The sequence below is a fragment of the Streptacidiphilus carbonis genome (assembly GCF_000787775.1).
Taxonomy (GTDB): Bacteria; Actinomycetota; Actinomycetes; order Streptomycetales; family Streptomycetaceae; genus Streptacidiphilus; species Streptacidiphilus carbonis.
On sequence record NZ_BBPM01000014.1, the window covers coordinates 1 to 21,754 of the forward strand.

Genomic DNA, 21,754 nt, shown 5'->3' on the forward strand with positions numbered 1-21,754 from the left:
GCAGCCAACTGCCGCAACAGGCCCAGGGTCTCATCGGTCACCAGATGCTTGGAGTAGTCCAGGTACAGATCCCCCACCCGCAACGCATACCGCTCCCCACGCCCCGCATCAGCAGCGAACAACTCCCGCAGATGCACCTCACCCAACTGCGAACGGTGCTTCCCCAACTCCGCCCACTCCGGCGAACGATCCAGCGGCAGCCGCTCGGAACGGGTTCCCTCGGACATCGCATTGACTCCATTTCCTGCTGATGTTCGGTACGCGTCCGAGCCTATCCCGCGTGCCTGTCATCGGCCCGCCGCTTGGAGCCGTACCCGGTTCGCAGCGCCGCCTCGATCACGTCCCGCTGCTGGTCCGGGGTCAGCGGCCGGGGGGTGCCCGCGGCGGAGGCGCGCAGGTAGAGCTCGGCGGCCCATTCGAGCAGCAGGGCGTGCTGGACGGCTTCCTCCAGGGTGCGCCCGGTGGTCACCGCGCCGTGGTTGGCCAGGATGACGGCCTGTCGGCCGGTCAGGGCGCCTGAGACGGAGCGGGCCAGCCCCTCGGAGCCGAACACCGCGAACGGGACCACCGGGACCGCGCCGCCGAGCAGCAGCTGCTGGTAGTGCAGGCAGGGCAGCTCGTCCGTGAGCACCGAGACCGCCGTGGCGGCGGGAGAGTGGGTGTGCACCACCGCCCCCACGCCCGGGTCCTGATAGGCGTACAGGTGCAGGGCCGTTTCCGAGCTTGGCGCGATCCGGCCCTCGGCGAGCCTGCCGCCGCCGTCCACCAGGACCACGTCGTCCGCAGACGCCCGGCCGAAGACCACGCCGGTCCCGGTGACGGCGAACCGCTCGCCCGCACGGACGCTGACGTTGCCCGCCGTGCCCACCACCAGCCCCCGCTGGTCGAGGTCGCGGCAGACGTCGGCGACGACCGCCCGGAGCTGCAGATCGGTCTCGGCTTGCACGGTCGTTCCCCTCAGCAGTGGATTCAGCGGAGTCTGTGGGCCAGTGGAATCAGTGGAGCCGCTCCGCCGTGGCGGCGAAGGCGGCGACGCTGTCCAGGTCGTAGACGCCGTAGTCGGAGCCCAGCCCGGCGACCACCTGGGCGGCGGTGGCCGCGCCGAGCACGGCCGCCTGCCGGAGGTCGTGACCCAGGGTCAGCCCTCGGATCATCCCCGCGGAGAAGGCGTCACCGCATCCGGAGGTGTCCACGACGTCGGCCTTGAAGACCGGGATCAGGTGCAGTTCACCGGCGGCGGTCGCCAGCGCCGTCGGCGCGGCCCCGTCGGTGACGGCGGCGCAGCCGGCGCCCAGCTCGCACAGCCGCTTCGCGGCCTCGGCGGTGTCGGCCGCACCGGTCCAGCCGCGGGCCTGCTCGCTGTTGGGCAGGACGAAGTCGGCGTGCGGCAGCACCGGCTCGATCATCGGGAAGAAGTCGGGCAGCCCGGGGGCGAGGAAGTCGACCGAGGTCCGTACGCCGTGCTCGCGGGCGAAGGCGAGGATGCGGACGCCGTCCTCGCCGTACAGCTCGGGCGCGCCGAGGTGCAGGTGGTCGCAGGACGCGATGGCGTCCCAGGGCACGTCCTGTGCGGCCAGTCCGTTGGCGCCGATGTGGTGGAAGGCCGGACGCGACCCGTCGGGCCGGATCGGCAGCACGCTGGCCGAGGTCGCCAGCCCGGTGCGGCGCAGGTGGCGGGTGTCCACGCCGTCGCGCTGGAGCAGGGTGACCAGCAGGTCGCCCACGGGGTCGGAGCCGACCGCCCCGACGCTCAGCACCTCGGCGCCGAGCTTGGCGAGGACCAGCGCGGTGCCTCCGGCGGTGCCGGCCGCGGAGACCGCGATCCGGTCGACCAGCACGCCGTCCTGTCCGTCCGGGATCTGCTCGACGGGGTGGACCAGGGTGTCCAGCACATGCGCCCCGAGGGCTATGACTGTCGGTCGGCGGCTCATTCCGACGTCCTTCCTGTCATCGTCGCTCCACGTCGAGCGGCGGGGCCTCAGATAACCAGTAGCCGCACGTTAGTGCAACTATCTCGCCGAAGATCTGCACAGCTCTTGCGATCGCCTGCGTCTCTTGGACATTTGTGCAGCCGACAGGGCCCGGGTCAGACCTGCTTCGGTGCCCCGACCTCCGCGCTCTCCAGCGCGACATAGCCGATGGCCAGTGCGCGCAGAGCCCGGTGCAGCGAGCTGAGCTGTTCGGGGGACGGCACGGCGACGCGGTGCAGGGCGAAGCCGTCGATCAGCGCCACCAGCGCGACCGCGGCGCTGCTGTCGGTGATCCCGCGCAGCCTCAGCGCACCCGCGGCCACGGCCTTGGTGGCGTCGATGATCTCCGCCACCTGCCGCTGCAGCTCGGGTCGGCGGGAGGCGAACAGATACATCTCGAACTGGGCCACTGTGTGCTGGTCCGGGGCGGTGCGCAGGTGTTCGATGAACTGGTCGACGATCCGGTCGGCCGGGGCGTCGGAGGCGCTGACGATCTCGTTGAGGCCGTTCAGCCGCTCCAGCTCCTGGTCCATCGCGGACCTGACGGCCTCCGCGATCAGATGGTCCAGGCTGTCGAAGAAGTACGTCGCCGACGAAGCCGGGACCCCCGCCGCGGCCGCCACCGAACGGTGGGTGACGCCCCCGATGCCCTGCTCGGAGATCACCTTGACGGCGCCGTCGAGCAGCAGCTGCCGCCGGACCCTGCCGCGTTCCCGTACCGCCCTGTTCGCGCCTGCCATGGGGCCGATCCTCTCACCCCGCCCCGGGCCGTCCCGGGGCGGCTCACAGGGACAGCGCGCCGTCCGCCACCCGCCGGACCACGGCGGGCAGCTCGTCGGCCAGTCCGCGGCCCAGCAGCAGCCCGTAGCAGCCGGCCAGCGGTCCGTTCAGCTCGACGCCGTGCGTCAGCGCCAGCCCGGCGGGGGTCTCCCGCAGCGCGTGGGTGATCGACAGCCGGGCCAGCGGGAGCCGGATCTCCAGGTCCATCCGCTGGTGCACCCGCACATCGGTGAAACGGAACCGCTGCGCGGGCGAGCCGTTGTTCTTGACCCTCCCGGTCGTCCCGGTCGCCACAGGGGCGTCGAAGGAGACCCACTGGACCGCCGGGTCGTCCGCCGGCCAGTACTCCGGGGTGGTCCAGCGCGCCCACAACTGCTCCGCCGTGGCCGTGGTCACCAGGGTGCAGTGCCTGCTCCAGGTCATGCGGACGCTCCCAGGGCCGCGGTGCCGGCGGCGGGGGCGCCGGTGGCCGCCAGGCCCCGGAGCACTTCACGGGCGGCGCGCTCGCCCGCGCGCACCGCGCCGTCCATGAAGCCGCTCCACCGGTCCGCGGTCTCCGTCCCGGCCCAGTGGACCGGGCCCACGCTGCGGGTGAGGAACGGTGCGTAGGGGGCCACGCAGCCGGGCCCTGGCGCGGCGGTCGGGCCGCCGCCCAGCCAGTTCTCGGTGGCCCAGCGCTGGTCGGTGTAGCCGATGGGCTCCAGGGCCTGGGGGCCGAAGAGGTCGGCGAACGAGGACAGTGCCCGCGCCCGGCGTTCGGCAGGCGGCAGGTCGTCCCACTGCCGGGCGTAGTCGCCGCCGACGAATCCGAGCAGCACTCCACGGGAGGAGTCCGGCGGGCCGGCGTCGAAGGTGATGAACGCCGGGCCCGTGTCCGACAGCCCCTGACCGCTCAGACCGGAACTCCGCCAGAACGGCTCGGCGTAGACCGCGTAGGCCTTGGACAGCACCCCGGGGGTCCAACGCTGCGCCAGCATCCGGTAGCCGTGCGGGAGTTCGGGGGTGAACGCGATCCGGTCGCGCAGCGCGGGCGGGACCGCCACCACCAGCCGTGCGGCCTGGTACGTCCCCTGTCCCGTGCGCACCCGAACCCCGCGACCGGACTCCCCGCCGGACCGTTCCACCGCGGTCACCGGTTCGCCGGTGCGGACCCGGTCGCCCAGCTCGGCCGCCATCCGCAGCGCGATCTCCTGGGAGCCCTGGACGAAGTGCTCCTCCTGGGCGCCGCCCTCGGTGTCCAGCATCGGGTCCATGCCGCCGCACATCCGGATGTAGTGCAGCACATGCAGCAGCGACACCTCGGCGGGCTCGCAGCCCCAGGTGGTCCTGGACACGATCGCCATCAGCGCCTGGGCCGCGGCTGTGGCGTGCCTCTCCCGCAGCCAGGAGCCCAGCGTCTGCGCGTCGAGTGCGGCGGCCTGCGGGGCGTCCCAGGGACGGCCTGCGGGGATCCGCCGGGAGAGCCGCTCCAAGGCCGTCTGCAGCCGGGCCACGTCCAGCAGGTTGCCGACGCCCACCGGCGGGATGGTGCCCCGGTAGCGACTGGTCCGGCCGTGCCGGCGGATCGCGTTGTCGCCCGTCCCGTAGGTCGGGTAGCGGTCCACGCCGAGTTCGTCCGCCAGCGCGATGATCCGGTCCTGTCCCGGGCCGACGAAGGTGCCGCCAAGGTCGACATGGGCGCCGGCGACGCTCGCCGAACAGACCCGGCCGCCGACCCGGGGGGCGGCCTCCAGCACCAGCACGGACAGACCGCGCTGGCACAGCGTCCGCGCCGCGGCCAGCCCGGACAGCCCGGCCCCGACCACGATCGCGTCATACGGACTGCTCATCGTGCACCCTCACCTTCGCCGTGCGACTGCCGAGATAGTGGCACAGATGTCCAATGAGATCCAGGGAGAGCGAGCGAAAGGAGGGTGGTCTGGCTGTTTTCTTGCACAGTAGTTCTGGATCACCGTCAGGCCGGCAGTGAACGCAGAGCCTCGTAGGGGCGCGGGGAACTGCGCGCCAACCCATGCACATCCCCGCAGGTCAGGTCATGCCCAGCCGCTGCCCGGACTAGCTCCCGCGCCCCTCCTCGCCCTGCCCGACGATCGGCAGGCTCAGCCGCACCGCGAACCCGCCGTCCGAAGTACCGCCACAGGAAAAGGTGCCTCCCAGCAGCGTGGCGCGCTCCCGCAGGCCGATCAGGCCGTGGCCGCCGCGCGGCAGGTCGGACAGGTCGGTGCCGTCCCTGACCAGGGCCGGCGGGCCGTTCACCACCGACACCAGCAGCCGTTCCGCGGCCTGGCCGTCGCCGCCCGGGGCCACGCAGCTCAGCTCCACCTCGGTGAACGCGCCGGGGGCGTGCTTGCGCACATTGGTCAGCGCCTCCTGCACCGTCCGGTAGGCCGCGCGTTCCACCGGCTCCGGCAGTGCGGGCGGGGCCGGCACCGGCAGTCGCAGCTCCGCGTCCACCTCGGAGTCGGCGACCAGCCGGGCCAGGTCGGACAGCCGGGGCTGCGGCGCCAGCTCGGTGGGCCCGGCGCCGGCGGCCCGCAGCACCAGGATCATGCTGCGCAACTCCTCCAGGGTGGCCACCGCCAGCCCGCGCAGGGTGCCCGCGGTGGCCCGGACCTCCGGGTCGTGCGCGGTGACCTGCAGCGCACCGGCCTGCACCGCGATCAGCCCGGCCTGGTGCGAGACCACGTCGTGCATCTCCCTGGCGATCCTGGCGCGCTCCCGGGCCAGCACCGTCTCGGCGTGCAGCTCCCGCTCCTGGTCGCGCAGGGTCGCCAGCTCGGCGACCCGGTCGGACAGCGCCTCCCTGGTCCGCGCCAGCAGGCCCAGCGCCGCCGGTCCGGCCGCCAGCATCACCGCGTAGATCAGGTCCTGGGTGTGGTCGCTGAACGTCTCCACGACGAACTGGTGCAGCGGCCAGGGCACGAACAGACCCAGGCCGACCAGGCCGGCGCCGAGGTAGACCTCCCAGTGCGGGCGGCGGGTGCGGGCCACGCTGTAGAGCGCCGCCATGGCCGCCACCACCGCGGTGCCCGCGTAGAGCCCGGGCAGGATCACCAGCAGCACCAGGCGCGGGTAGCGGCGCCAGAACAGCAGCGAGGCGGCTGCCACGATGGAGGCGGTGAAGGTCCAGTCGCGCGGCGGCGGGAAGTTCAGCAGCGCGTCGGCGGTCGCCGCGCCGACCAGGCAGAGCGTCACCACGGCGAGCCGCACCCGCCGCGGCAGTCGGCGCCAGAGCGCGGGGACGGCGCCCAACGGGTTCCGGTTGCTCATTCGAGCAGTCCGGCCCGCTCGGCCAGGACCGCCGCCTGGATCCGGTTGGCCACGCCGAGCTTGGTGAGGACCGCGCTGACGTAGTCCTTCACCGTCGCCGCACCCAGATGCATTCGCGCGCCTATCTCGATGTTGGACAGCCCCTGGCCGAGGAAGCCGAGAACCTGCAGCTCCCGTTCGCTCAGGTTGCCGATGATCTCGGCCCCGCGCGCGGCGCCGCGCCGTTCGGCCGCACGCAGCCGCCGCAGCAGCGGCGCGGACAGGCAGCCGGCCCCGGTGGCCACCGCCCGGACCGAGCGGGCCAGCACGTCCGGCTCGGTGTCCTTGAGCAGGAAGCCGCCGGCGCCCAGCCGCAGCGCCTGGTCGAGGTACTCGTCGGTGTCGAAGGTGGTGAGCATGGCGACCTCCGGCGGGTCCGGCAGCGCCCGCAGCCGGCGCAGCAGCGTCAGCCCGTCCACGTCGGGCATCCGGATGTCCAGCAGCACCACGTCCGGGACCAGCTCCCGGACCGTGTTCAGCGCGTCGGTCCCCGAGCAGGTGGCCACCACCTCGATGTCCGGGGCACTGCCCAGGATCATGGCGAGGCCGGAGCGGATCAGCGCCTCGTCGTCGACGATGGCGATCCGCAGAGGGCTGCTGACTGGCTGAGGGGGCAAGGGAACCTGTCTTGTGGGCTCTGTCGAGGGCTTCGGCTCGGGACTGCGGCTGAGGGCTCCGGCAACGCGTTGACCAGGGAACTCCGCGTGACCGTACCCCAGGCTCCGGCGCTGGGCGAATCCGCGGCGCCCCCAGCCGTGCTCCGGGCCGCCCCCGCCGGGACCCCCGTTCGGAGGGCGGATAACCCCTGGTCGGGGGTGGTTCACAGGTTCGGGTACGACCAGGATGAGCCCTTGGCGCCGGCAACGGCGCGTCGGCGGGCACCACGGGGGGGTGCCCGCCTTTGGCCGGGCCGCGCGGAGGCGGCGCGAGCCGGGCCGGGTGGCGGTGGACCGGGCGGGGAGCCCACCGCGGACCACGGACACGCCGAAGGGCCCCGAACCGGTTGGCGCCGGCTCGGGGCCCTTCGCTGTGTCTCGGCGCCGTGACCCGGCTCCGAGTCGGCTCCGGGTCGGCTGCCTCAGGCCGCGCGGGTGGGCCGCTGGCCCTGTCCGGAGGGACGGCGGGACGGCGGCCGCCGCCGCTGCCGCCCCCGCTTCGGCCGGAGCCGCCGCGGGCGCCGCGCTGGCCCTGGGCCGGGACGGCCGGGGCGGGCGCGGCGATGACCACCGGCACGCCGCTGGGCTTGCGGGCGCCGGTGATCCGGCTCAGCTCGGCGTCGCCGGCCCGGACCCGGTCGTTGTTGGGGGTGATCCCGGCGTCGGCCATCAGCCGCGCCATCTCCCGGCGCTGGTTGGACAGCACCAGGGTGACCACGGTGCCGGACTCCCCCGCGCGGGCGGTGCGGCCGCCGCGGTGCAGGTAGTCCTTGTGGTCGGTCGGCGGGTCGACGTTCACCACCAGGTCCAGGTTGTCCACGTGGATGCCGCGGGCGGCGACATTGGTGGCGACCAGGGCGGTGATGTGGCCGTCCTTGAACTGCTCCAGCACCCGGTTGCGCTGCGGCTGGGACTTGCCGCCGTGCAGCGAGGCCGCGCGGACGCCGTTGGCGAGCAGCTCCTTGGCCAGCTTGTCGGTGGCGTGCTTGGTGTCCATGAACATGATCACCCGGCCCTCGCGGGCCGCGATCTCCACGGTCACGGCGCGCTTGTCGGCGTCGGCGACATAGAGCACATGGTGCTCCATGGTGGTGACGGCGCCGGCCGAGGGATCCACCGAATGGGTGACCGGGTCGGTGAGGAAGCGGCGGACCAGGCGGTCCACGTTGCGGTCCAGGGTGGCCGAGAACAGCATCGTCTGGCCGTCCGGGCGGACCTGCTCCAGCAGATTGGTGACCTGCGGCAGGAAGCCCATGTCGGCCATCTGGTCGGCCTCGTCCAGGACGCTGATGGCCACCCGGTCCAACCGGGCGTCGCCGCGGTCGATCAGGTCCTTCAGCCGGCCCGGGGTGGCGATCAGCACCTCGACGCCGCGGCGCAGCGAACCGGCCTGGCGGCCGATGGACATGCCGCCGACCACCGTGGTCAGCCGCAGGTTCACGGCGGTGGCGTAGGGGGTGAGCGCGTCGGCGACCTGCTGCGCCAGCTCGCGGGTCGGCACCAGCACCAGGGCCAGCGGCGACTTGGGCTCGGCACGGCGGCCGGCGGTACGGGCCAGCAGGGCCAGGCCGAAGGCCAGGGTCTTGCCGGAGCCGGTGCGGCCGCGGCCGAGGACGTCGCGTCCGGCCAGGGCGTTGGGCAGGGTCGCGGCCTGGATCGGGAACGGCTCGATGACGCCCTCGCGGGTCAGCGTCGACAGCAGGCCACTGGGCATGTCCAGCTCGCTGAAGGCCGCGACCGGCGGAAGCGCCGGGGTGGTGCTCACGGGCATCTCGAACTCGCCCTGCGGTGCCGTGTTCTGACGGCGGCGCGGGGCGCCCTGCTGCGGACGGCCGCGGAACTGGCCGCCGCCGCCACCGCCGCTGCGGGTGCCCGCCCCGGTGGGGCGGCCGAAGCGGGTGGCGGGACGCGGATCGTTGGAACGGCTGGTGCGATGGTTCACAGAGAACCTTCCTCGTAGCGGCACGCTTCGAGGAGAGCTCCGCATGCGCTGGGCGCGGAGGATCGCAAGAACGAGCCAGGGGGCGGCGGAGAGTTCTCCGCAGGGGCGTGACATGGATCACACGCAAAACTCTGCAGGCCCAGCGAGAACGCCGGGCCTACAGAGTTCAAGTAGCGGGGACAGGATTTGAACCTGCGACCTCTGGGTTATGAGCCCAGCGAGCTACCGAGCTGCTCCACCCCGCGTCGGTACCTCAACTGTACCAGAGGGGAACGATCAGCTCGGAGCGGGTTCTCCGGGGTCAGCCCGCCGTCAGCCCGCCGCAGTCGCGGGGAGCAGCGGCAGCGGGGCGACCACGTCGCTCAGCGGGGTGTCCGGGGCCGCGCCCCGGGGGTCGCCGAAGAAGACCTGACGGAACGGGCCGAGCGGGACGGACGGTTCCGGCTGCCCGTTCATCCAGGCCTCCAGGGTCTCCCCGGCCCTCATCCCGTCGGCGGGCGTCAGCTCGCTGCGGGTGAGCCGGACGTAGGCCTCGCGGTGCGCCGGGTCCTGGCGGATCGTCAGGTCGGGGAAGCGGGCCGCCATCGCCTCGGCGGCCTCGTCCGGGATCGGACGGCACCACTCGATCGGACCGTCCGAGTCCTGGTCGACCTCGCCGTGGTAGATGAAGAAGGGCGCGCCCTCCATTCCGCTGAGTGAGGGGACGGTGCCGTCGCCGAGGCGCAGCACCATCCCGGTGGTGAACTCGTTGACCTCGGCGCCGGTGACATGGCGCAGCGAGCAGATCATGGTGCGGGCCGGCATCTCGCGTACCGCGACGGGCAGCATGGTGGTTCCCTCCGAGAGCGTGTCGACCAGGAAGCGGACCACGTCGCGGCGCTGCCGCTGCTCGGCCTCGACCTCGTCCCAGTAGGCCGCGACGGCCTTGGCCGCCTCGCCGCGGGGCAGGTCGCACACCTCGCGGATGCGCGCCAGCGGCATCCCGACCCGGCGCAGCCGGGCCACCAGCCGAGCCCGGACCAACTGGTCCTGGCTGTACCGGCGGTAGCCGGACACCGGGTCGGTGTGCGCGGGGACCAGCAGGTGCAGCTCGTCGTAGAGGCGCAGCGCCTTGGGCGACAGCCGGGCCGCCCTGGCGAAGGCGCCGATGGTCCAGAGCTCCACTCCGGCCTCCGTCCGCTTCCTCGTCCCGGGCGTTCTGCCCGGTGACCACGATGCTGGGCCTTCCCCTTGGGACAAGGTCAACCGGCACCGGGGGAGGCCGTCAGGACAGCATCGTCGCACCGAGGAAGTCGCTCCGGTCCCGGACTCCGGGCAGCGCGAAGAAGTAGCCGCCGCCGGTGGGCCGGACGTAGTCGACCAGCGGCTCGTCGGCCAGTCTGGCCTGGACCGCCTCGAACTGGCGGACCACGTCCTGCTGGTAGCTGCAGAACAGCAGGCCGACGTCCAGGTTGCCGTTGCCGTCCAGGCCGCGGTCGTAGTTGTAGCCGCGGCGCAGGATCTGCTGGGCGGCGGTGGCCCTGGTCCTGGGGTTGGCCAGGCGGATGTGCGCGGTCATCGGGACGGCGATGCCCTGGGGGTCCGCGGCGTAGTCCGGGATGTCGGTCTCCCGGTTGCCGTCGAGCGGGGCACCGGTGTCCCGGCGGCGGCCGATCATGGTCTCCTGCTCGTGCAGCGAGACCCGGTCCCAGAACTCCACCAGCATCCGGATGATCCGCACCACCTGGTAGCTGCCGCCCTGGGTCCAGGCGGGCTCGCCGCCGGCGCCGCCCCTGGTCCAGATCAGCCCGTCGGCCACCGCTTCGTCGGCCGCGTCCGGGTTGGCGATGCCGTCCTTGAAGCCGAGCTGGTTGCGCTGGGCCCCGGTCGGGCGGGGCGCCGCGTGGAAGCCGTCCGCCTTCCAGTTGAGCTGCATCCCGGAGCGGGTGTGCTTGGCGAGGTCGCGCAGGGCGTGCATCACGGTGTCCCGCGAGTCGGCACAGAGCTGGATCGACAGGTCGCCATGGAGCTCTGTCGACCCGGCCAGATGGTCGTTGGGGAACACCGGCATCGGCTTCAGCCTGGCCGGCCCGCGGCCCGCCAGGCCGTAGCGGGCGTCGAAGAGCGAGGAGCCCACGCCGACCGTGACGGTCAGGCCGTCGGACGGGACGGTCGGACCCAGGGTCGCGCTGTCGGCAGGCACCGAGGCGACACTCACATCGGGCGGGGCGCCGCCGGCGGTGAGGAAGCGGATCCGCTCGGTGATCGTCCGGAACAGCTCCCGCAGCGCGGCCCGGTCGGGGGCGGTCGCATTGAAGGAGGCGAAGGTCACCGCGGCCTGCGGCGGGGTGGTGATGCCGGCCTGGTGCGGCCCCTCGAAGGGGATCCGCCGTCCCGCGGGGTTCCCGCCCCCGTCGGAGGAGGCCGCCGCGGCCCGCTCGACGCCCAGTGCGCCGACCCCGACGGCGGTGCCCAGCGCGGCCCCGCGCAGAAAGGAGCGGCGGCGCAGCGGTTCGGCCGTGGGGCTCATGCGGAGGGCCTTCCCTGGAGCAGGTCGGGGACGGTGGACAGTTGCTCCAGCACCCCGCCCAGGGCACTGTCCAGCTGCTGACGCCGCGTCAGCGGCAGTGCGGTGGGGGCGGTCCAGCCGCCGTCGGGGGTGCGGCAGGCGGAGAGGCCGGCGTCCAGCACGGACAGTTCGGCGTCCACCGCGGGCAGCAGCGCCGGGGCCCGCGGGGTGATCAGCGCGGTGAGGGTGCCCAGCACCGCCCTGGTCCCCTGGATGTTGGCCTGCAGGGTCGCCAGGGCGGTGCCGCTGCCGTAGTCGGCGGCGCCGCTGAGCTGGAACTGCAGCGCGTTCTCCAGGATCTCGTGGCTGCGCAGCGGCAGGTCGCCGGGGTCGGTGTCGGCGCTGGGGAAGTCCGCGACCATGTCCTGCACGTCCTTGACCAGCCCGCTGCCGAGCGGCTTCAGCACGGCGGCGCCCTGGCCGTGCCACAGGCCGTACTCGATCCGGTGGAAGCCGGTCCAGGACGGGTCCGCGGTGCCCCCGGACAGGCCGTCGGCGGTGCCGTCGATGGCGCGGTCGAAGTCGCCGAAGGAGTTGTAGGCGGCACCGAGGCGCTCGTAGTCCAGGTGCGCGGGCAGCCAGTCGGCGCGGGCCCGGGCCAGGTCGCCGGCGGCCAGGTCGCCGGCCAGCCTGCGGCTGTCGGTGAGCAGCCCGGGCAGCGCGGCGGTGACGTAGCCGCGGTAGGCGGCCACGGGGGCGCCCAGGTCCAGGTCGGGCAGCGGCCGGACACCGGCCACCGCGCCGGCGCCGTTGAGGGTGCCGGTGAGGGTACGGATCGACGAGGTCAGCACCGTGCCGTCGGTGAACACGCAGCGCAGTGCGTAGCTGCCGCCGTCCAGGGTGGTGGTCAGGGTCCGGTCCACCCCGGGCAGCAGCGACAGCACCTCGGCGTAGACCTCGCCGTTGCCGGGGGCGATCAGATAGACCTCGGCCGGGTCGCGGGCGGTGTCGCTGAGGCGCAGCAGCAGGTGCCCGGCCGGGGAAGTGGCCGAGCCCGCGCCCCACCCCGCGCCGCAGTCGCGCTCACTGACGGTGATCACGGGTGCGGCGGGGCCGTCCGGGGCGTCGCCGACGGCGACGCCGAGCAGGGCGACCACGGTCGCGGCGGTCAGTGCGGCCGCCGCGGCGCGGAGCGGGGGTCTGCGCATGATCAGGCTGCGGTCTCTCAGTTCCAGATGTCGGTGATCGCGGTGGCGGTGGCGCTGTTGCCGACCGCGGTCAGGCCGTACATCTGCTCCAGGGTGGCCAGCACGTTGTAGTGGTTGACCGTCTCGTCGTAGGTCCCGGCCTTGACCGACTGGCCGACGACGATGGTGGGGATCTGGTTGCTCTCGGAGTAGTCGTCCTCGTCCCAGGTGACGATCAGCAGGCTGTTGTTGGCCTTGGCCCAGGTCGCGTAGGCGGACATCTTGCTGTTCAGCCAGGTGTCGGCGGCGGCGATGGTGCCGTCGTGCATGTCGTCGTTGAGGTTGGGGATCACGAACGACAGCGTCGGCAGGCTCGCGTAGCCGGAGGCCGTGGTGGGGAAGGAGGTGAACGGCAGCGAGTCGGCGGCGGGGACGTTGCTGAAGTTGACCCAGGGCGAGTGCTTCCGGGCGTACTTGCCGGAGGTGCAGGTGGTGGAGCCGACGGAGGGCAGGCCCTCGGAGTAGCCCTTGAAGGTGTCGCCCTTGGCGAGCAGTTCGGAGCCGAGGTTGGCCGTGCTGCCCTCGCTGACCGGGCAGGCGTCGCTGCTCAGGCCGAAGGTGCTGCCGGCGAACAGCGCCATGTAGTTGGGCTCGCTGGGGTGGGTCACCCCGTACGAGGAGGTGAGCAGCGCGCCCTGGCCGGCCAGCGAGTTGATGTACGGGGCGCTGCTGTTGCCGATGATGTCGGAGTAGGAGTGGTTCTCCTCCATCACCACCACGACATGGGCGGGAGTGGGCACGGTGGCGGCGGCGGCCTTGGCGGCGACCGGTGTGGCGGCGGGCGTGGCGTGGGTCTGGACGGCTGCCACGCCGAGGGCGACGGCAGCGGCGGTCGCGGCGGCGATCGGGGCGAACCTACGGGACCTCAGACGCATGACTGGCTCCACGGTGAAGGGCGGGAACTGCGGGCATGGCGCTGCTTCGCAGGTCAGCGTAGGAGTGCGGAGTGGCCTGCAGCGGTACGGTCCAGTCGCACACGGTGAACTGTGCATGTCATTCTGGTGGTACACGTATCACTCGTCAACCGGCCCCGGGGGCGCGAGCCACCACCATGACGGGAGTCGTCCGCGGCGGCCTCCACCCGGTCTCCAGGCGCGGTGCCGGTGCTGCTGTCAGCGGGGCGTCCGCAGGCCTTCGAAGCGGGTGTGCAGCTCCGGCCCGGCGGCACCGTGGGCGGTATAGCGGACGACCGTGCCGTCATGCTGACGGATCGTCACCCGGCAGCCGCCGGCCGGGTCCAGCTGCTCGTACCAGACGCCGTTGAGCTGGGCCGGGGAGAGCCAACCCGGACGGCTCCCGTCCGGTCGGGCTCCCTGGGGGCGGATGAACACCCGGACCAGGAGTCGCCGGAAGCCGGGGATCAGCAGGAACGGCAGCGCGATCAGGCCGATGACCAGCATCGGGACCAGTAGCAGGCCGCCGATCCAGTTCTCCGGGTAGGTGAACATCGAAGCGATCGCGGCGTAGAGCAGCGCCGCGAGCGCGGTCCAGCCGCAGGCCGCGGTCAGCGCGTAGGGGACGTGCATTTTGGCGACGGTCAGCCAGGTGAGGCCGAGGCCGGCGAAGAAGACCACCATCGCGATAGCGATCGCGCCGTCGTCGAGCCAGCGCTCCCGGAACGCGGCGCCCCGGCGCCGGGGCCGGGCCCGGAACCACTCGCCGTCGAACTCCATGGTCACCGGCCCGCCGGGCTCTGCCCGGACCCCCTGTATCTCGCGCATGGACGGTGAGCATATCGGCTGTCCGAGCAGGGACGCGGTGCGGCCGGAGGCCATGGCTGCCTCCGGCCGCACCGCTCCCCCCGCCCTCGCCCTTCCCCCGCGCGAGGGACGATTCAGCCGGTCGCCGGCTGGAGCGCCCCGTGACGCTCCAGGCTGTGCGACGACGCCGGCCGGGCCGGTCGCCGGCCGGTCCGGCGCACCGCCGTGGGAGAGAAACTACGCGCGTCATGGCCTCGGCCGCGTCCCACCCGGGTAGGAAGCCCGGCTACAACCGGAGGATGCGCCTTCCCCCGGCCGTCTCCAACCAGCGCGGTAGCGGCGGCGCGCCCGGGGGTGGACGCCGCCGGTCGCGCCGGGGCCGTATGGTTCGCCCATGTCGGCGCTGTCTCGCCTCCACGCCCCGCGACGGGTCCTGCCACGGGTGCCGCCGCTGGCGCTGGACGGCGCGGTGGCCTTCGCGCAGATCGCGGTCGGACTGCAGCTCGGCCTCCACCCGCAGTCGCCCTGGCAGCCGCTGGACGCCGGCGGCATCGCGCTGACCTGCCTGATCGGGCTGGTCACCGTCGCCCGCAGATTCGCTCCGCTGCTGGTCGTGCTGGTCTGCTGCGCGCTGTGGACGCTCTATGTGGCGATCGGCTTCTGGCCGGTGGTGAACAGCCTGACCCCCATGGTCGCCCTCTACACGCTCGCCTCACTGCGGCCGCGGCGCCAGGCCGCCCTGGGCGCCGTGCTGATGGCCGCGGTCTGGGTCTACGCGGGCCTGCGCACCCCGGGGTCGCAGATGACCGGGGTCCTCATCCAGGCGCTGGCCTTCCCCGCGGTGCTGTGGCGCTTCGGCGACGCGGCTCGGCAGTTGAGCCTGCGCAACCAGCAGCTTGCGCTGGCCGCCGAGCAGTTGTGCGACGAACACGAGCAGCGTTCCCGGCTGGCCCTGTCCGACGAGCGCACCCGGATCGCCCGGGAGCTGCACGACGTGGTCGCCCACCACATGGCGGTGGTCTCGGTCCAGGCCGGCCTGGCCCGCTACGTCCTGGACAGCGACCGGGACACCGCGGCGCAGGCGCTGGACACGGTGCTGGAGACGGCCAGCGAGGCGCTGGAGGAGCTGCGGCACGTGCTGGCGCTGCTGCGCACCCGGCCCTCCCCGGAGCGGCCCGAGATCCCGGACGGCCTCCCGGGCACGGAGGGACCGGACGGGCCGGCACCGTACTCCCCCGCCGCCGGACTGGCCCAACTCCCGGATCTCACCGGCCGGGTGACCTCCGCCGGGGTCCCCGTCCGGCTGGACGTCAGCGGCCCGGTCCGACTACTGGCGCCCGGTCCCGACCTGTGCGCCTACCGGGTGGCCCAGGAGAGCCTGACCAACACCCTCAAGCACGCCCCCGGCGCCAGGGCGACGGTCGCGCTGCACTACGGCAGCTCCGAACTGACCCTTCGGATCTCCAACGACCGCTGCCCGCCCGGCTACCCGGCCCCGCTCAGCGCCAGCGGCAGCAGTGCCGGCCTGCTGGGAATGCGTGAGCGCGCCGAGCTGTACGGTGGGCAACTCCGGGCCGGGGAAAGCCCGTTGGGCGGCTTCGAGGTGATCCTCACACTCCCGCTCCCTGGTGCTCGGCCCGCCCGTCACCAACAATGACTGCACGGGCCGAGCACAGGGAGACGAGACCGCGTGACGAGCGTGCTGGTCGTCGACGACCAAGTGCTGATCCGCGCGGGCCTGTCCGCCCTGATCGCCGCCGCACCCGGGCTGGAGGTCGTCGGCCAGGCGGCCGACGGGCACGAGGCGCTGGCCCTGAACGAGCACTGCCGCCCGGACGTGGTCCTGATGGACGTGCGGATGCCGGGGCTGGACGGCGTCGCCGCCACCCGCCGACTGCTCGCCGCGGACTCGCCGCACCGGCCCAAGGTGCTCATCCTCACCACCTTCGACCTGGACGAGTACGTCTACGCCGCACTCAGCGCCGGGGCCAGCGGGTTCCTGCTCAAGGACACCCCGCCGACCCGGCTGCTCGCCGCCATCGGCACCGCCGCACACGGCGACATCCTGCTCGCCCCCAGCGTCACCCGCCGACTGGTGGAGGCGTTCGCGCCCCGCGCCGCGGCAGCCGGCCGGTCCGGCGGACCCAAGCCCGCCACCGCCCTGGACTCGCTGACGGGGCGGGAGAACGAGGTGCTGCGGCTGGTGGCGCGCGGTCTGGGCAATCCGGAGATCGCCAAAACCCTGCACGTCAGCGAGGCGACGGTGAAGACCCACCTCAACCGCACCATGAGCAAGCTGAGCCTGGCCAGCCGGGCCCAGGCCGTGGTGCTGGCCTACGAGGCCGGTCTGGTGACACCGGGTCAGCCCGCCCCCGAGGGCCCGGCGGGTCCGGCACCGGGGACCCGCCCGGACGCGGCGCGGTAGGCCCGCCAGCCGCCGTGGGCGGTGATGTCGGGGGCACCCGCCAGTGCGACGCCCTCGCACAGGAACCCGGTCACCGCGCTGCCGTCGGCCAGCCGCACCCGGCCCAGGGCCATCGGCTCGGGCAGGGCCGCCAGCAGTCGTCCCAATCCCTCCGCGGGCAGTTCCCAGACCTCCGCCTGAATGGCGGCGCCGCCCTCGGCGACCCGGACCAGCCCCGGTTTGGACGGGCTGGTGGCCAGGGCGTGCAGCCGGTACTCCGGCGCCGTGGTGGTGGACTCCACCAGTCGGGCTCCCAGATCCAGCAGTTGGCCGTTCAACGGCTCGCCGCTGAGATGCGCGCCGACCACCGCCAGCCGGACCGGGGCGGGGCCGGTCAACAGCCCGGCGACGGAGCCGAGCCGGTCCTCGGTGTGCGGGCGGCCGATCAGCATCACCCCGAACGGCAGCCCGGCTCCTACCGTTCCGGCCGGAACGGCCAGCGCGCACAGGCCGAACAGATTGGTGGAGTTGGTGAAGCGCCCCATCCGTGAGTTCACCCCCACCGGATCGGCGGCGACCTCGTCCAGGGTGGGATGGCCAGGCGTGGTGGGCAGCAACAGGGCGTCGGCGTCACCCAGTTCGGCGAGCGCGGCGGCCCGCAGCCGGGCCAGCCGCTCCTGGTCGACGAAGAGCCGATGGGCCGGGATGTCGCGGGCGGCGGTGACAATGGCCGCGACCACCGGGTCCAGGTACTCCTTCCCCGCGTGCGACTCGACGAACGCCCCGACGGCGGTGTAGCGCTCGGCCACGAAGGCGCCCTGGTAGAGCAGTTCCGCCGCACAGCTGAAGGGTGTCAGGTCCAGCGGCAGCAGCTCGGCCCCGGCGTCGGCCAGGCGCCGCACCGCGGCTGCCCAGACGATGTCCCAGCCGGGGTCGAGCTCGCCCAGCTGGTCGGGGTCCGGCACCGCGATCCGCCAGGGGCCCGCTCTGCGGGCGGGCGGCTCCGGTGGGCCGTCCACCAGCAGCGCATGCGCGAGCTCGGCCTCGGCGACGGTACGGGCGAAGACGCTGACGCAGTCCAGGCTCCGGCAGGCGGGGACGACCCCGCTGGTCGGCACGGCCCCGTAGGTCGGCTTGAGGCCGACGACGCCGTTGAGCGCGGCCGGGACCCGGCCGCTGCCCGCCGTGTCCGTGCCCAGCGCCAGGTCTGCGATGCCCAGTGCGACGGCGACGGCGGATCCGGAGCTGGAGCCGCCGGAGACGCGGGTGGGGTCCACGGCGTTGCGCACCGCGCCGTACGGGCTGCGGGTGCCGACCAGACCGGTGGCGAACTGGTCGAGGTTGGTCGTGCCCAGCACGATCGCGCCGGTGGCACGCAGCCGGGCCACAGCGCCGGCGTCCTGCTCGGGACGGTAGGCGTAGCCGGGGCAGCCGGCGGTGGTCGGCAGTCCGGCGACGTCGATGTTGCCCTTGACCGCCAGCGCGGTCCCGGCCAGCGGCAGCCGCTCGCCCGCGGCGGCCCGTGCGTCCAGTGCGCGGGCCTCGGCCTCGACGTCCGGCTGCGGCCGCAGGTCGATCCAGATCTCCGGCCGGTCCGTCTCGGCGATGCGGCGGTAGGCGGCGCGGACGCGGGCGAGTGCGGGTCCCTCGGTCATGCGGCGTCTCCGATCGTGGCCGTGACGGTCTCCCCGGCGTCCGCCGCAGCTGCGGCGGCGAGCAGCAGCAGCGGCGCACCGGCCTCCACCTGGTCGCCGGCGCGCACCAGCAGCCTTTCCACCAGCCCGTCCTGAGGTGCCGTCAGGACCGACTCCATCTTCATGGCCTCCACCGCCATCAGCCGCTGCCCCTTGCGGACCAGTTGTCCCGGCTCCACGTCGACCTTCCACACACAGGCCGTGAACTGGGCCTCGATCAACTGCCCGCCCTCGGGCACGCTGATCTCCTCCGCGGGCGGCACGAACACCTGGGCCTGCTCGGCCCGGTCGAACTCGCCTGCCAGCTCCCAGGCCCGGCGCTCCGCACCGAAGGCGGCGCCCTGGCGCTCGCGGAAGGCCGCGATATCGGCGGCGTTGGACTCCAGGAAGCGGAGGTGGTCGGCCAGGGCGAACTCGCCGTCCTCCATGGTGACCGCGAGCCGTCCGGCCGCCATGTCGGCCCGCATCTCCAGTAGTTCGTCGGCCTCCACCGGGAACCACCTGATCCGGTCGAAGAAGCGCAGCAGCCAGGGCTTGCCGGCCTCGAAGGGCCCGCGCTGCTGCCAGCCCGACCACACCTGCACGGTGCGGCCGACGAACTGGTAGCCGCCCGGGCCCTCCATCCCGTAGACGCACAGGTAGGCGCCGCCGATGCCGACGGAGTTCTCCGCGGTCCAGGTCCTGGCCGGGTTGTACTTGGTGGTGACCAGCCGGTGCCTGGGGTCCAGCGGGGTGGCCACCGGCGCGCCCAGGTAGACGTCGCCCAGGCCGAGGACCAGGTACTCGGCGTCGAAGACGGTGCGGTACACGTCCTCGACCGAGTCCAGTCCGTTGACCCGGCGGATGAACTCGATGTTCCACGGGCACCAGGGCGCGTCGTCGCGCACCCCGGCCGTGTAGCGGGCGATGGCCTCCCGGGTGGCCGGGTCGTCCCAGGACAGGGGCAGGTGGACGGTGCGGGAGGGGACCCGCAGCTCGCGGGTGGGCGGCAGCCGCCGTTCCGCCTGCTGGACCAGCGGCAGCAGTTCGGCCAGCGGCAGTACGGCCGGGTCGGTGTGGATCTGCAGCGAGCGGATGCCCGGGGTGAGGTCGACCACGCCGGGCAGGTCCAGCGCGGCCAGCGCCTCGGCCAGGGCGTGCACCCGCATCCGCAGCGCCAGGTCGAGCTGCATCGGGCCGTACTCCACCAGCAGGTTGTCGTCGCCGCTGCGCCGGTAGCCGACGGCGGGCCGGTCCTCGCCCGCCGGGGTGCGGGCCAGGATGCCGCCGTCCACGATCGGGGGCCGGTCCCGGCCGTCGGTGGTGACCGGGCGGAACGAGACGGTGTCCCCCGGGCGCAGCTGCCCCAGCTTCCAGCGGTCCCGGGTGAGCACGGTGGCCGGACAGACGAAGCCGCCGAGTGACGGACCGTCAGGACCGAGCAGCACCGGCATGTCGCCGGTGTAGTCGACCGCGCCGACCGAGTAGGGCGTGTCATGGATGTTGGAGGGGTGCAGCCCGGCCTCGCCGCCGTCGCGGCGGGCCCAGGCCGGCTTGGGGCCGACCAGGCGGACGCCGGTGCGGGCGCTGTTGAAGTGCACGGTCCACTTCGCCGCGTAGAACTCGGCGATGTCCTGCTCGGTGAAGAACTCCGGTGCGGCATGCGGCCCTTCGACGGCATCCAGGACCCAGTCGCGGGTGAGCACCGGCCGTTCGCCGGGCGGCACCGCCCGGGTCGCGGCAGCGGCCGGGACGGCGGTCGCCGTCGGGCGGCTGTGCAGGACGTCGCCGACCCGCAGGGTCCGGCCGCCGTGGCCGCCGAAGCGGCCCAGGGTGAAGGTGGCCGCGCTGCCGAGGAAGTCCGGCACCTCCAGGCCGCCGGCGACCAGCAGATAGCTGCGCAGTCCGGTCTGCTCCGGTGCGCCGATCGCCAGTTCGGCGCCGGCCGGAACCGTCAGCGTCTCCCACTGCGGCGCCGGGCGTCCGTCCACGGTGACCTCGACGGCTGCCCCGGTGACGCACACCGTGGTAGCTGCGCTGAAGCGGAGCACCGGTCCTTCCAGGGTGCACTCCAGCCCGGCCGCCCCCTCCGGATTCCCCAGCGCCCGGTTGCCCAGCCGGAAGGACCGGTCGTCCATCGGCCCGCACGGCGGCACGCCGACATCCCAGTAGCCGGTCCGACCCGGCCAGTCCTGGACCGTGGTGAGGGTGCCCGCGCGGACCACGTCGATCCTGGGCAGCGGGTCGCCGAGGCCGGCCAGGGTGGCGGTGGTGTGCACGGCCTCCCGGACGGCGGGCGCGGCGGTGGCGGCGCGGAGCAGGCCCAGATTGGTCTCGATGCCGTCGACCCGGCTGGCGGCCAGCGCGGCGTCCAGGCGGTCCAGGGCGTCGGCGCGGTCCGCGCCATGGGCGATGACCTTGGCCAGCATCGGGTCGTAGCTGGTGCCGACCTCGGTGCCGGTTTCCACCCAGGTGTCCACCCTGACGTCCTCGGGGAAGGAGACGCGGGTGAGCAGGCCGGCGCTGGGGCGGTGGTCCCGGTGCGGGTCCTCGGCGTAGACGCGGGCCTCGACGGCATGGCCGCGCGGCGGGCCGACGGGCCGGACCACGTCGCGGTCCCCCTGGGCCAGCCGGAGCATCCACTCGACCAGGTCCACGCCGTGGACCGCCTCGGTGACCGGATGCTCCACCTGGAGCCGGGTGTTGACCTCCAGGAAGGACGCCTCCTGACGGACCGCGTCATAGACGTACTCGACCGTCCCGGCGGAGCGGTAGTCGAGCGAGGCGCAGAGGGCGGCGGCCGATTCGGCCAGCCGGGACCGGACCGTGTCCGGCAGGCCGGGGGCCGGTGCCTCCTCCAGCACCTTCTGGTTGCGGCGCTGCAGCGAGCAGTCCCGGTCGCCGAGGGTGACCACCCGCCCGGCGCCGTCGCCGAACACCTGCACCTCGACATGTCGGGCCTGTTCCACCAGCCGTTCCAGGAAGAGCCCCGCTCCGGCGAAGCCGGCCGCGGCGACGCGCCGGACGCTGTCCCAGGCCTCGGCGAGCTGCTCGGGGCCGTGGCAGGCCCGCATCCCGATGCCGCCGCCACCGGCGGTCGCCTTGAGCATCACCGGGTAGCCGAGCGCGTCGGCGGCGGCCGCAGCTGACGCCAGGTCAGGGAGCAGGCCGGTACCGGGGAGCAGCGGCACCCCGGCGGCCTCGGCGGCGGCCCGGGCGGTGTGCTTGGCCCCGAACACCTCCAACTGCTCGGGGGTCGGGCCGACGAAGACGAGTCCGGCGTCCTCGATGTCGCGCGCGAACCGCGCGTCCTCGGAGAGGAAGCCGTAGCCGGGGTGGACCGCCCCGGCGCCGCTCTCCAGGGCGGCCTTCAGGACCAGGTCGGCGCGCAGATAGCTGTCCTTGGCCGGCGCCGGGCCCAGACGCACGGCGTGGTCCGCCAGCCGGACGTGCGGGGCACCGCGGTCCGGGTCGGAGAAGACCGCGACGGTGCGCAGGCCCAGGCGGCGTGCGGTACGGATGACCCGGACCGCGATCTCCCCCCGGTTGGCCACCAGCAGGGTGTCAAAGGCACTGGAGGGCATC

The 21,754-nt window shown here is 73.6% G+C and carries 16 protein-coding genes, 1 tRNA gene and 2 pseudogenes; 2 read left to right on the forward strand and 17 right to left on the reverse strand.

What is annotated here, in order from left to right; translation table 11 throughout:
- The 15 genes and pseudogenes from TR46_RS13090 to TR46_RS13160 form a co-directional block, all read right to left on the reverse strand.
- Positions 1-227 (reverse strand): annotated as a pseudogene (locus tag TR46_RS13090) (glucose-6-phosphate isomerase); the annotation flags it as partial.
- A 44-nt stretch (positions 228-271) separates the two neighbouring features.
- Positions 272-946 carry a class II aldolase/adducin family protein gene (locus tag TR46_RS13095; protein ID WP_201776398.1) on the reverse strand — a complete coding sequence of 225 codons (675 nt, stop codon included), beginning with the start codon at positions 944-946 and terminating at the stop codon, positions 272-274.
- A 49-nt stretch (positions 947-995) separates the two neighbouring features.
- Positions 996-1,931, reverse strand: a complete 936-nt coding sequence (locus TR46_RS13100) for a carbohydrate kinase family protein (RefSeq protein ID WP_042399089.1) — start codon at positions 1,929-1,931, stop codon at positions 996-998.
- A 155-nt stretch (positions 1,932-2,086) separates the two neighbouring features.
- Positions 2,087-2,710: a TetR/AcrR family transcriptional regulator gene (locus TR46_RS13105; protein ID WP_042399093.1), complete on the reverse strand. Its 624-nt coding sequence runs from the start codon at positions 2,708-2,710 to the stop codon at positions 2,087-2,089.
- Between the two features lie 43 nt (positions 2,711-2,753).
- Entirely contained in the window at positions 2,754-3,173 is a 420-nt protein-coding gene (locus TR46_RS13110) for an SRPBCC family protein (RefSeq protein WP_052432751.1), read from the reverse strand.
- A complete protein-coding gene (locus TR46_RS13115; RefSeq protein ID WP_042399096.1) occupies positions 3,170-4,579 on the reverse strand; it encodes a flavin monoamine oxidase family protein in 1,410 nt (469 codons plus the stop codon). The genes TR46_RS13110 and TR46_RS13115 overlap by 4 nt, the downstream gene beginning before the upstream one ends.
- 226 nt (positions 4,580-4,805) lie before the next feature.
- The gene (locus TR46_RS43630) at positions 4,806-6,020 is read right to left on the reverse strand and encodes a sensor histidine kinase (RefSeq protein WP_052432752.1); all 1,215 of its coding nucleotides are present in this window, start codon (positions 6,018-6,020) and stop codon (positions 4,806-4,808) included.
- Positions 6,017-6,598 (reverse strand): response regulator, encoded by a 582-nt coding sequence (locus TR46_RS13125; protein ID WP_084718449.1) that lies wholly within the window; start codon positions 6,596-6,598, stop codon positions 6,017-6,019. Before TR46_RS13125 ends, TR46_RS43630 begins: the two co-directional genes overlap by 4 nt.
- 544 nt (positions 6,599-7,142) lie before the next feature.
- Positions 7,143-8,702, reverse strand: a pseudogene (locus TR46_RS39380) (DEAD/DEAH box helicase); the annotation flags it as partial.
- A 126-nt stretch (positions 8,703-8,828) separates the two neighbouring features.
- A tRNA-Met gene (locus TR46_RS13135) sits at positions 8,829-8,902 on the reverse strand.
- A gap of 67 nt (positions 8,903-8,969) precedes the next feature.
- A complete protein-coding gene (locus TR46_RS44195) occupies positions 8,970-9,821 on the reverse strand; it encodes a MerR family transcriptional regulator (protein ID WP_042399102.1) in 852 nt (283 codons plus the stop codon).
- Between the two features lie 100 nt (positions 9,822-9,921).
- Entirely contained in the window at positions 9,922-11,166 is a 1,245-nt protein-coding gene (locus TR46_RS13145) for a Dyp-type peroxidase (protein ID WP_042399105.1), read from the reverse strand.
- On the reverse strand, positions 11,163-12,353 hold the full coding sequence (locus TR46_RS13150; protein WP_052432755.1) for an EfeM/EfeO family lipoprotein: 1,191 nt from the start codon (positions 12,351-12,353) through the stop codon (positions 11,163-11,165). The genes TR46_RS13145 and TR46_RS13150 overlap by 4 nt, the downstream gene beginning before the upstream one ends.
- Positions 12,354-12,370: 17 nt before the next feature.
- Entirely contained in the window at positions 12,371-13,267 is an 897-nt protein-coding gene (locus tag TR46_RS13155; RefSeq protein WP_084718415.1) for an alkaline phosphatase family protein, read from the reverse strand.
- Positions 13,268-13,504: 237 nt separating this feature from the next.
- Positions 13,505-14,113: a hypothetical protein gene (locus TR46_RS13160; protein WP_152626448.1), complete on the reverse strand. Its 609-nt coding sequence runs from the start codon at positions 14,111-14,113 to the stop codon at positions 13,505-13,507.
- Between the two features lie 373 nt (positions 14,114-14,486).
- Here TR46_RS13160 and TR46_RS13165 point away from each other — a divergent pair, with 373 nt between their 5' ends.
- Entirely contained in the window at positions 14,487-15,749 is a 1,263-nt protein-coding gene (locus tag TR46_RS13165; RefSeq protein WP_042399112.1) for a sensor histidine kinase, read from the forward strand.
- Positions 15,750-15,782: 33 nt separating this feature from the next.
- Positions 15,783-16,517, forward strand: a complete 735-nt coding sequence (locus TR46_RS13170; RefSeq protein ID WP_063770583.1) for a response regulator — start codon at positions 15,783-15,785, stop codon at positions 16,515-16,517.
- On the opposite strand, the gene atzF is transcribed toward TR46_RS13170, so the two are convergent.
- Both atzF and uca read right to left on the reverse strand, forming a co-directional pair.
- Positions 16,454-18,151, reverse strand: a complete 1,698-nt coding sequence (gene atzF, locus TR46_RS13175; protein ID WP_042399114.1) for an allophanate hydrolase — start codon at positions 18,149-18,151, stop codon at positions 16,454-16,456. The two genes, TR46_RS13170 and atzF, sit on opposite strands and share 64 nt — an antisense overlap.
- On the reverse strand, positions 18,148-21,753 hold the full coding sequence (gene uca, locus TR46_RS13180) for an urea carboxylase (protein WP_042399118.1): 3,606 nt from the start codon (positions 21,751-21,753) through the stop codon (positions 18,148-18,150). Before uca ends, atzF begins: the two co-directional genes overlap by 4 nt.
- Position 21,754: the final 1 nt, after the last annotated feature.

Excerpts from the sequence above, each read along its gene's own strand:
- TR46_RS13100 (WP_042399089.1), bottom strand. The coding sequence starts at position 1,931 with ATGAGCCGCCGACCGACAGTCATAGCCCTCGGGGCGCATGTGCTGGAC.
- TR46_RS13105 (WP_042399093.1), bottom strand. The coding sequence starts at position 2,710 with ATGGCAGGCGCGAACAGGGCGGTACGGGAACGCGGCAGGGTCCGGCGG.
- TR46_RS13110 (WP_052432751.1), bottom strand. The coding sequence starts at position 3,173 with ATGACCTGGAGCAGGCACTGCACCCTGGTGACCACGGCCACGGCGGAG.
- TR46_RS13115 (WP_042399096.1), bottom strand. The coding sequence starts at position 4,579 with ATGAGCAGTCCGTATGACGCGATCGTGGTCGGGGCCGGGCTGTCCGGG.
- TR46_RS43630 (WP_052432752.1), bottom strand. The coding sequence starts at position 6,020 with ATGAGCAACCGGAACCCGTTGGGCGCCGTCCCCGCGCTCTGGCGCCGA.
- TR46_RS13125 (WP_084718449.1), bottom strand. The coding sequence starts at position 6,598 with ATGATCCTGGGCAGTGCCCCGGACATCGAGGTGGTGGCCACCTGCTCG.
- TR46_RS13145 (WP_042399105.1), bottom strand. The coding sequence starts at position 11,166 with ATGAGCCCCACGGCCGAACCGCTGCGCCGCCGCTCCTTTCTGCGCGGG.
- TR46_RS13150 (WP_052432755.1), bottom strand. The coding sequence starts at position 12,353 with ATGCGCAGACCCCCGCTCCGCGCCGCGGCGGCCGCACTGACCGCCGCG.
- TR46_RS13155 (WP_084718415.1), bottom strand. The coding sequence starts at position 13,267 with ATGCGTCTGAGGTCCCGTAGGTTCGCCCCGATCGCCGCCGCGACCGCC.
- TR46_RS13160 (WP_152626448.1), bottom strand. The coding sequence starts at position 14,113 with ATGCGCGAGATACAGGGGGTCCGGGCAGAGCCCGGCGGGCCGGTGACC.
- TR46_RS13165 (WP_042399112.1), top strand. The coding sequence starts at position 14,487 with ATGTCGGCGCTGTCTCGCCTCCACGCCCCGCGACGGGTCCTGCCACGG.
- atzF (WP_042399114.1), bottom strand. The coding sequence starts at position 18,151 with ATGACCGAGGGACCCGCACTCGCCCGCGTCCGCGCCGCCTACCGCCGC.
- uca (WP_042399118.1), bottom strand. The coding sequence starts at position 21,753 with ATGCCCTCCAGTGCCTTTGACACCCTGCTGGTGGCCAACCGGGGGGAG.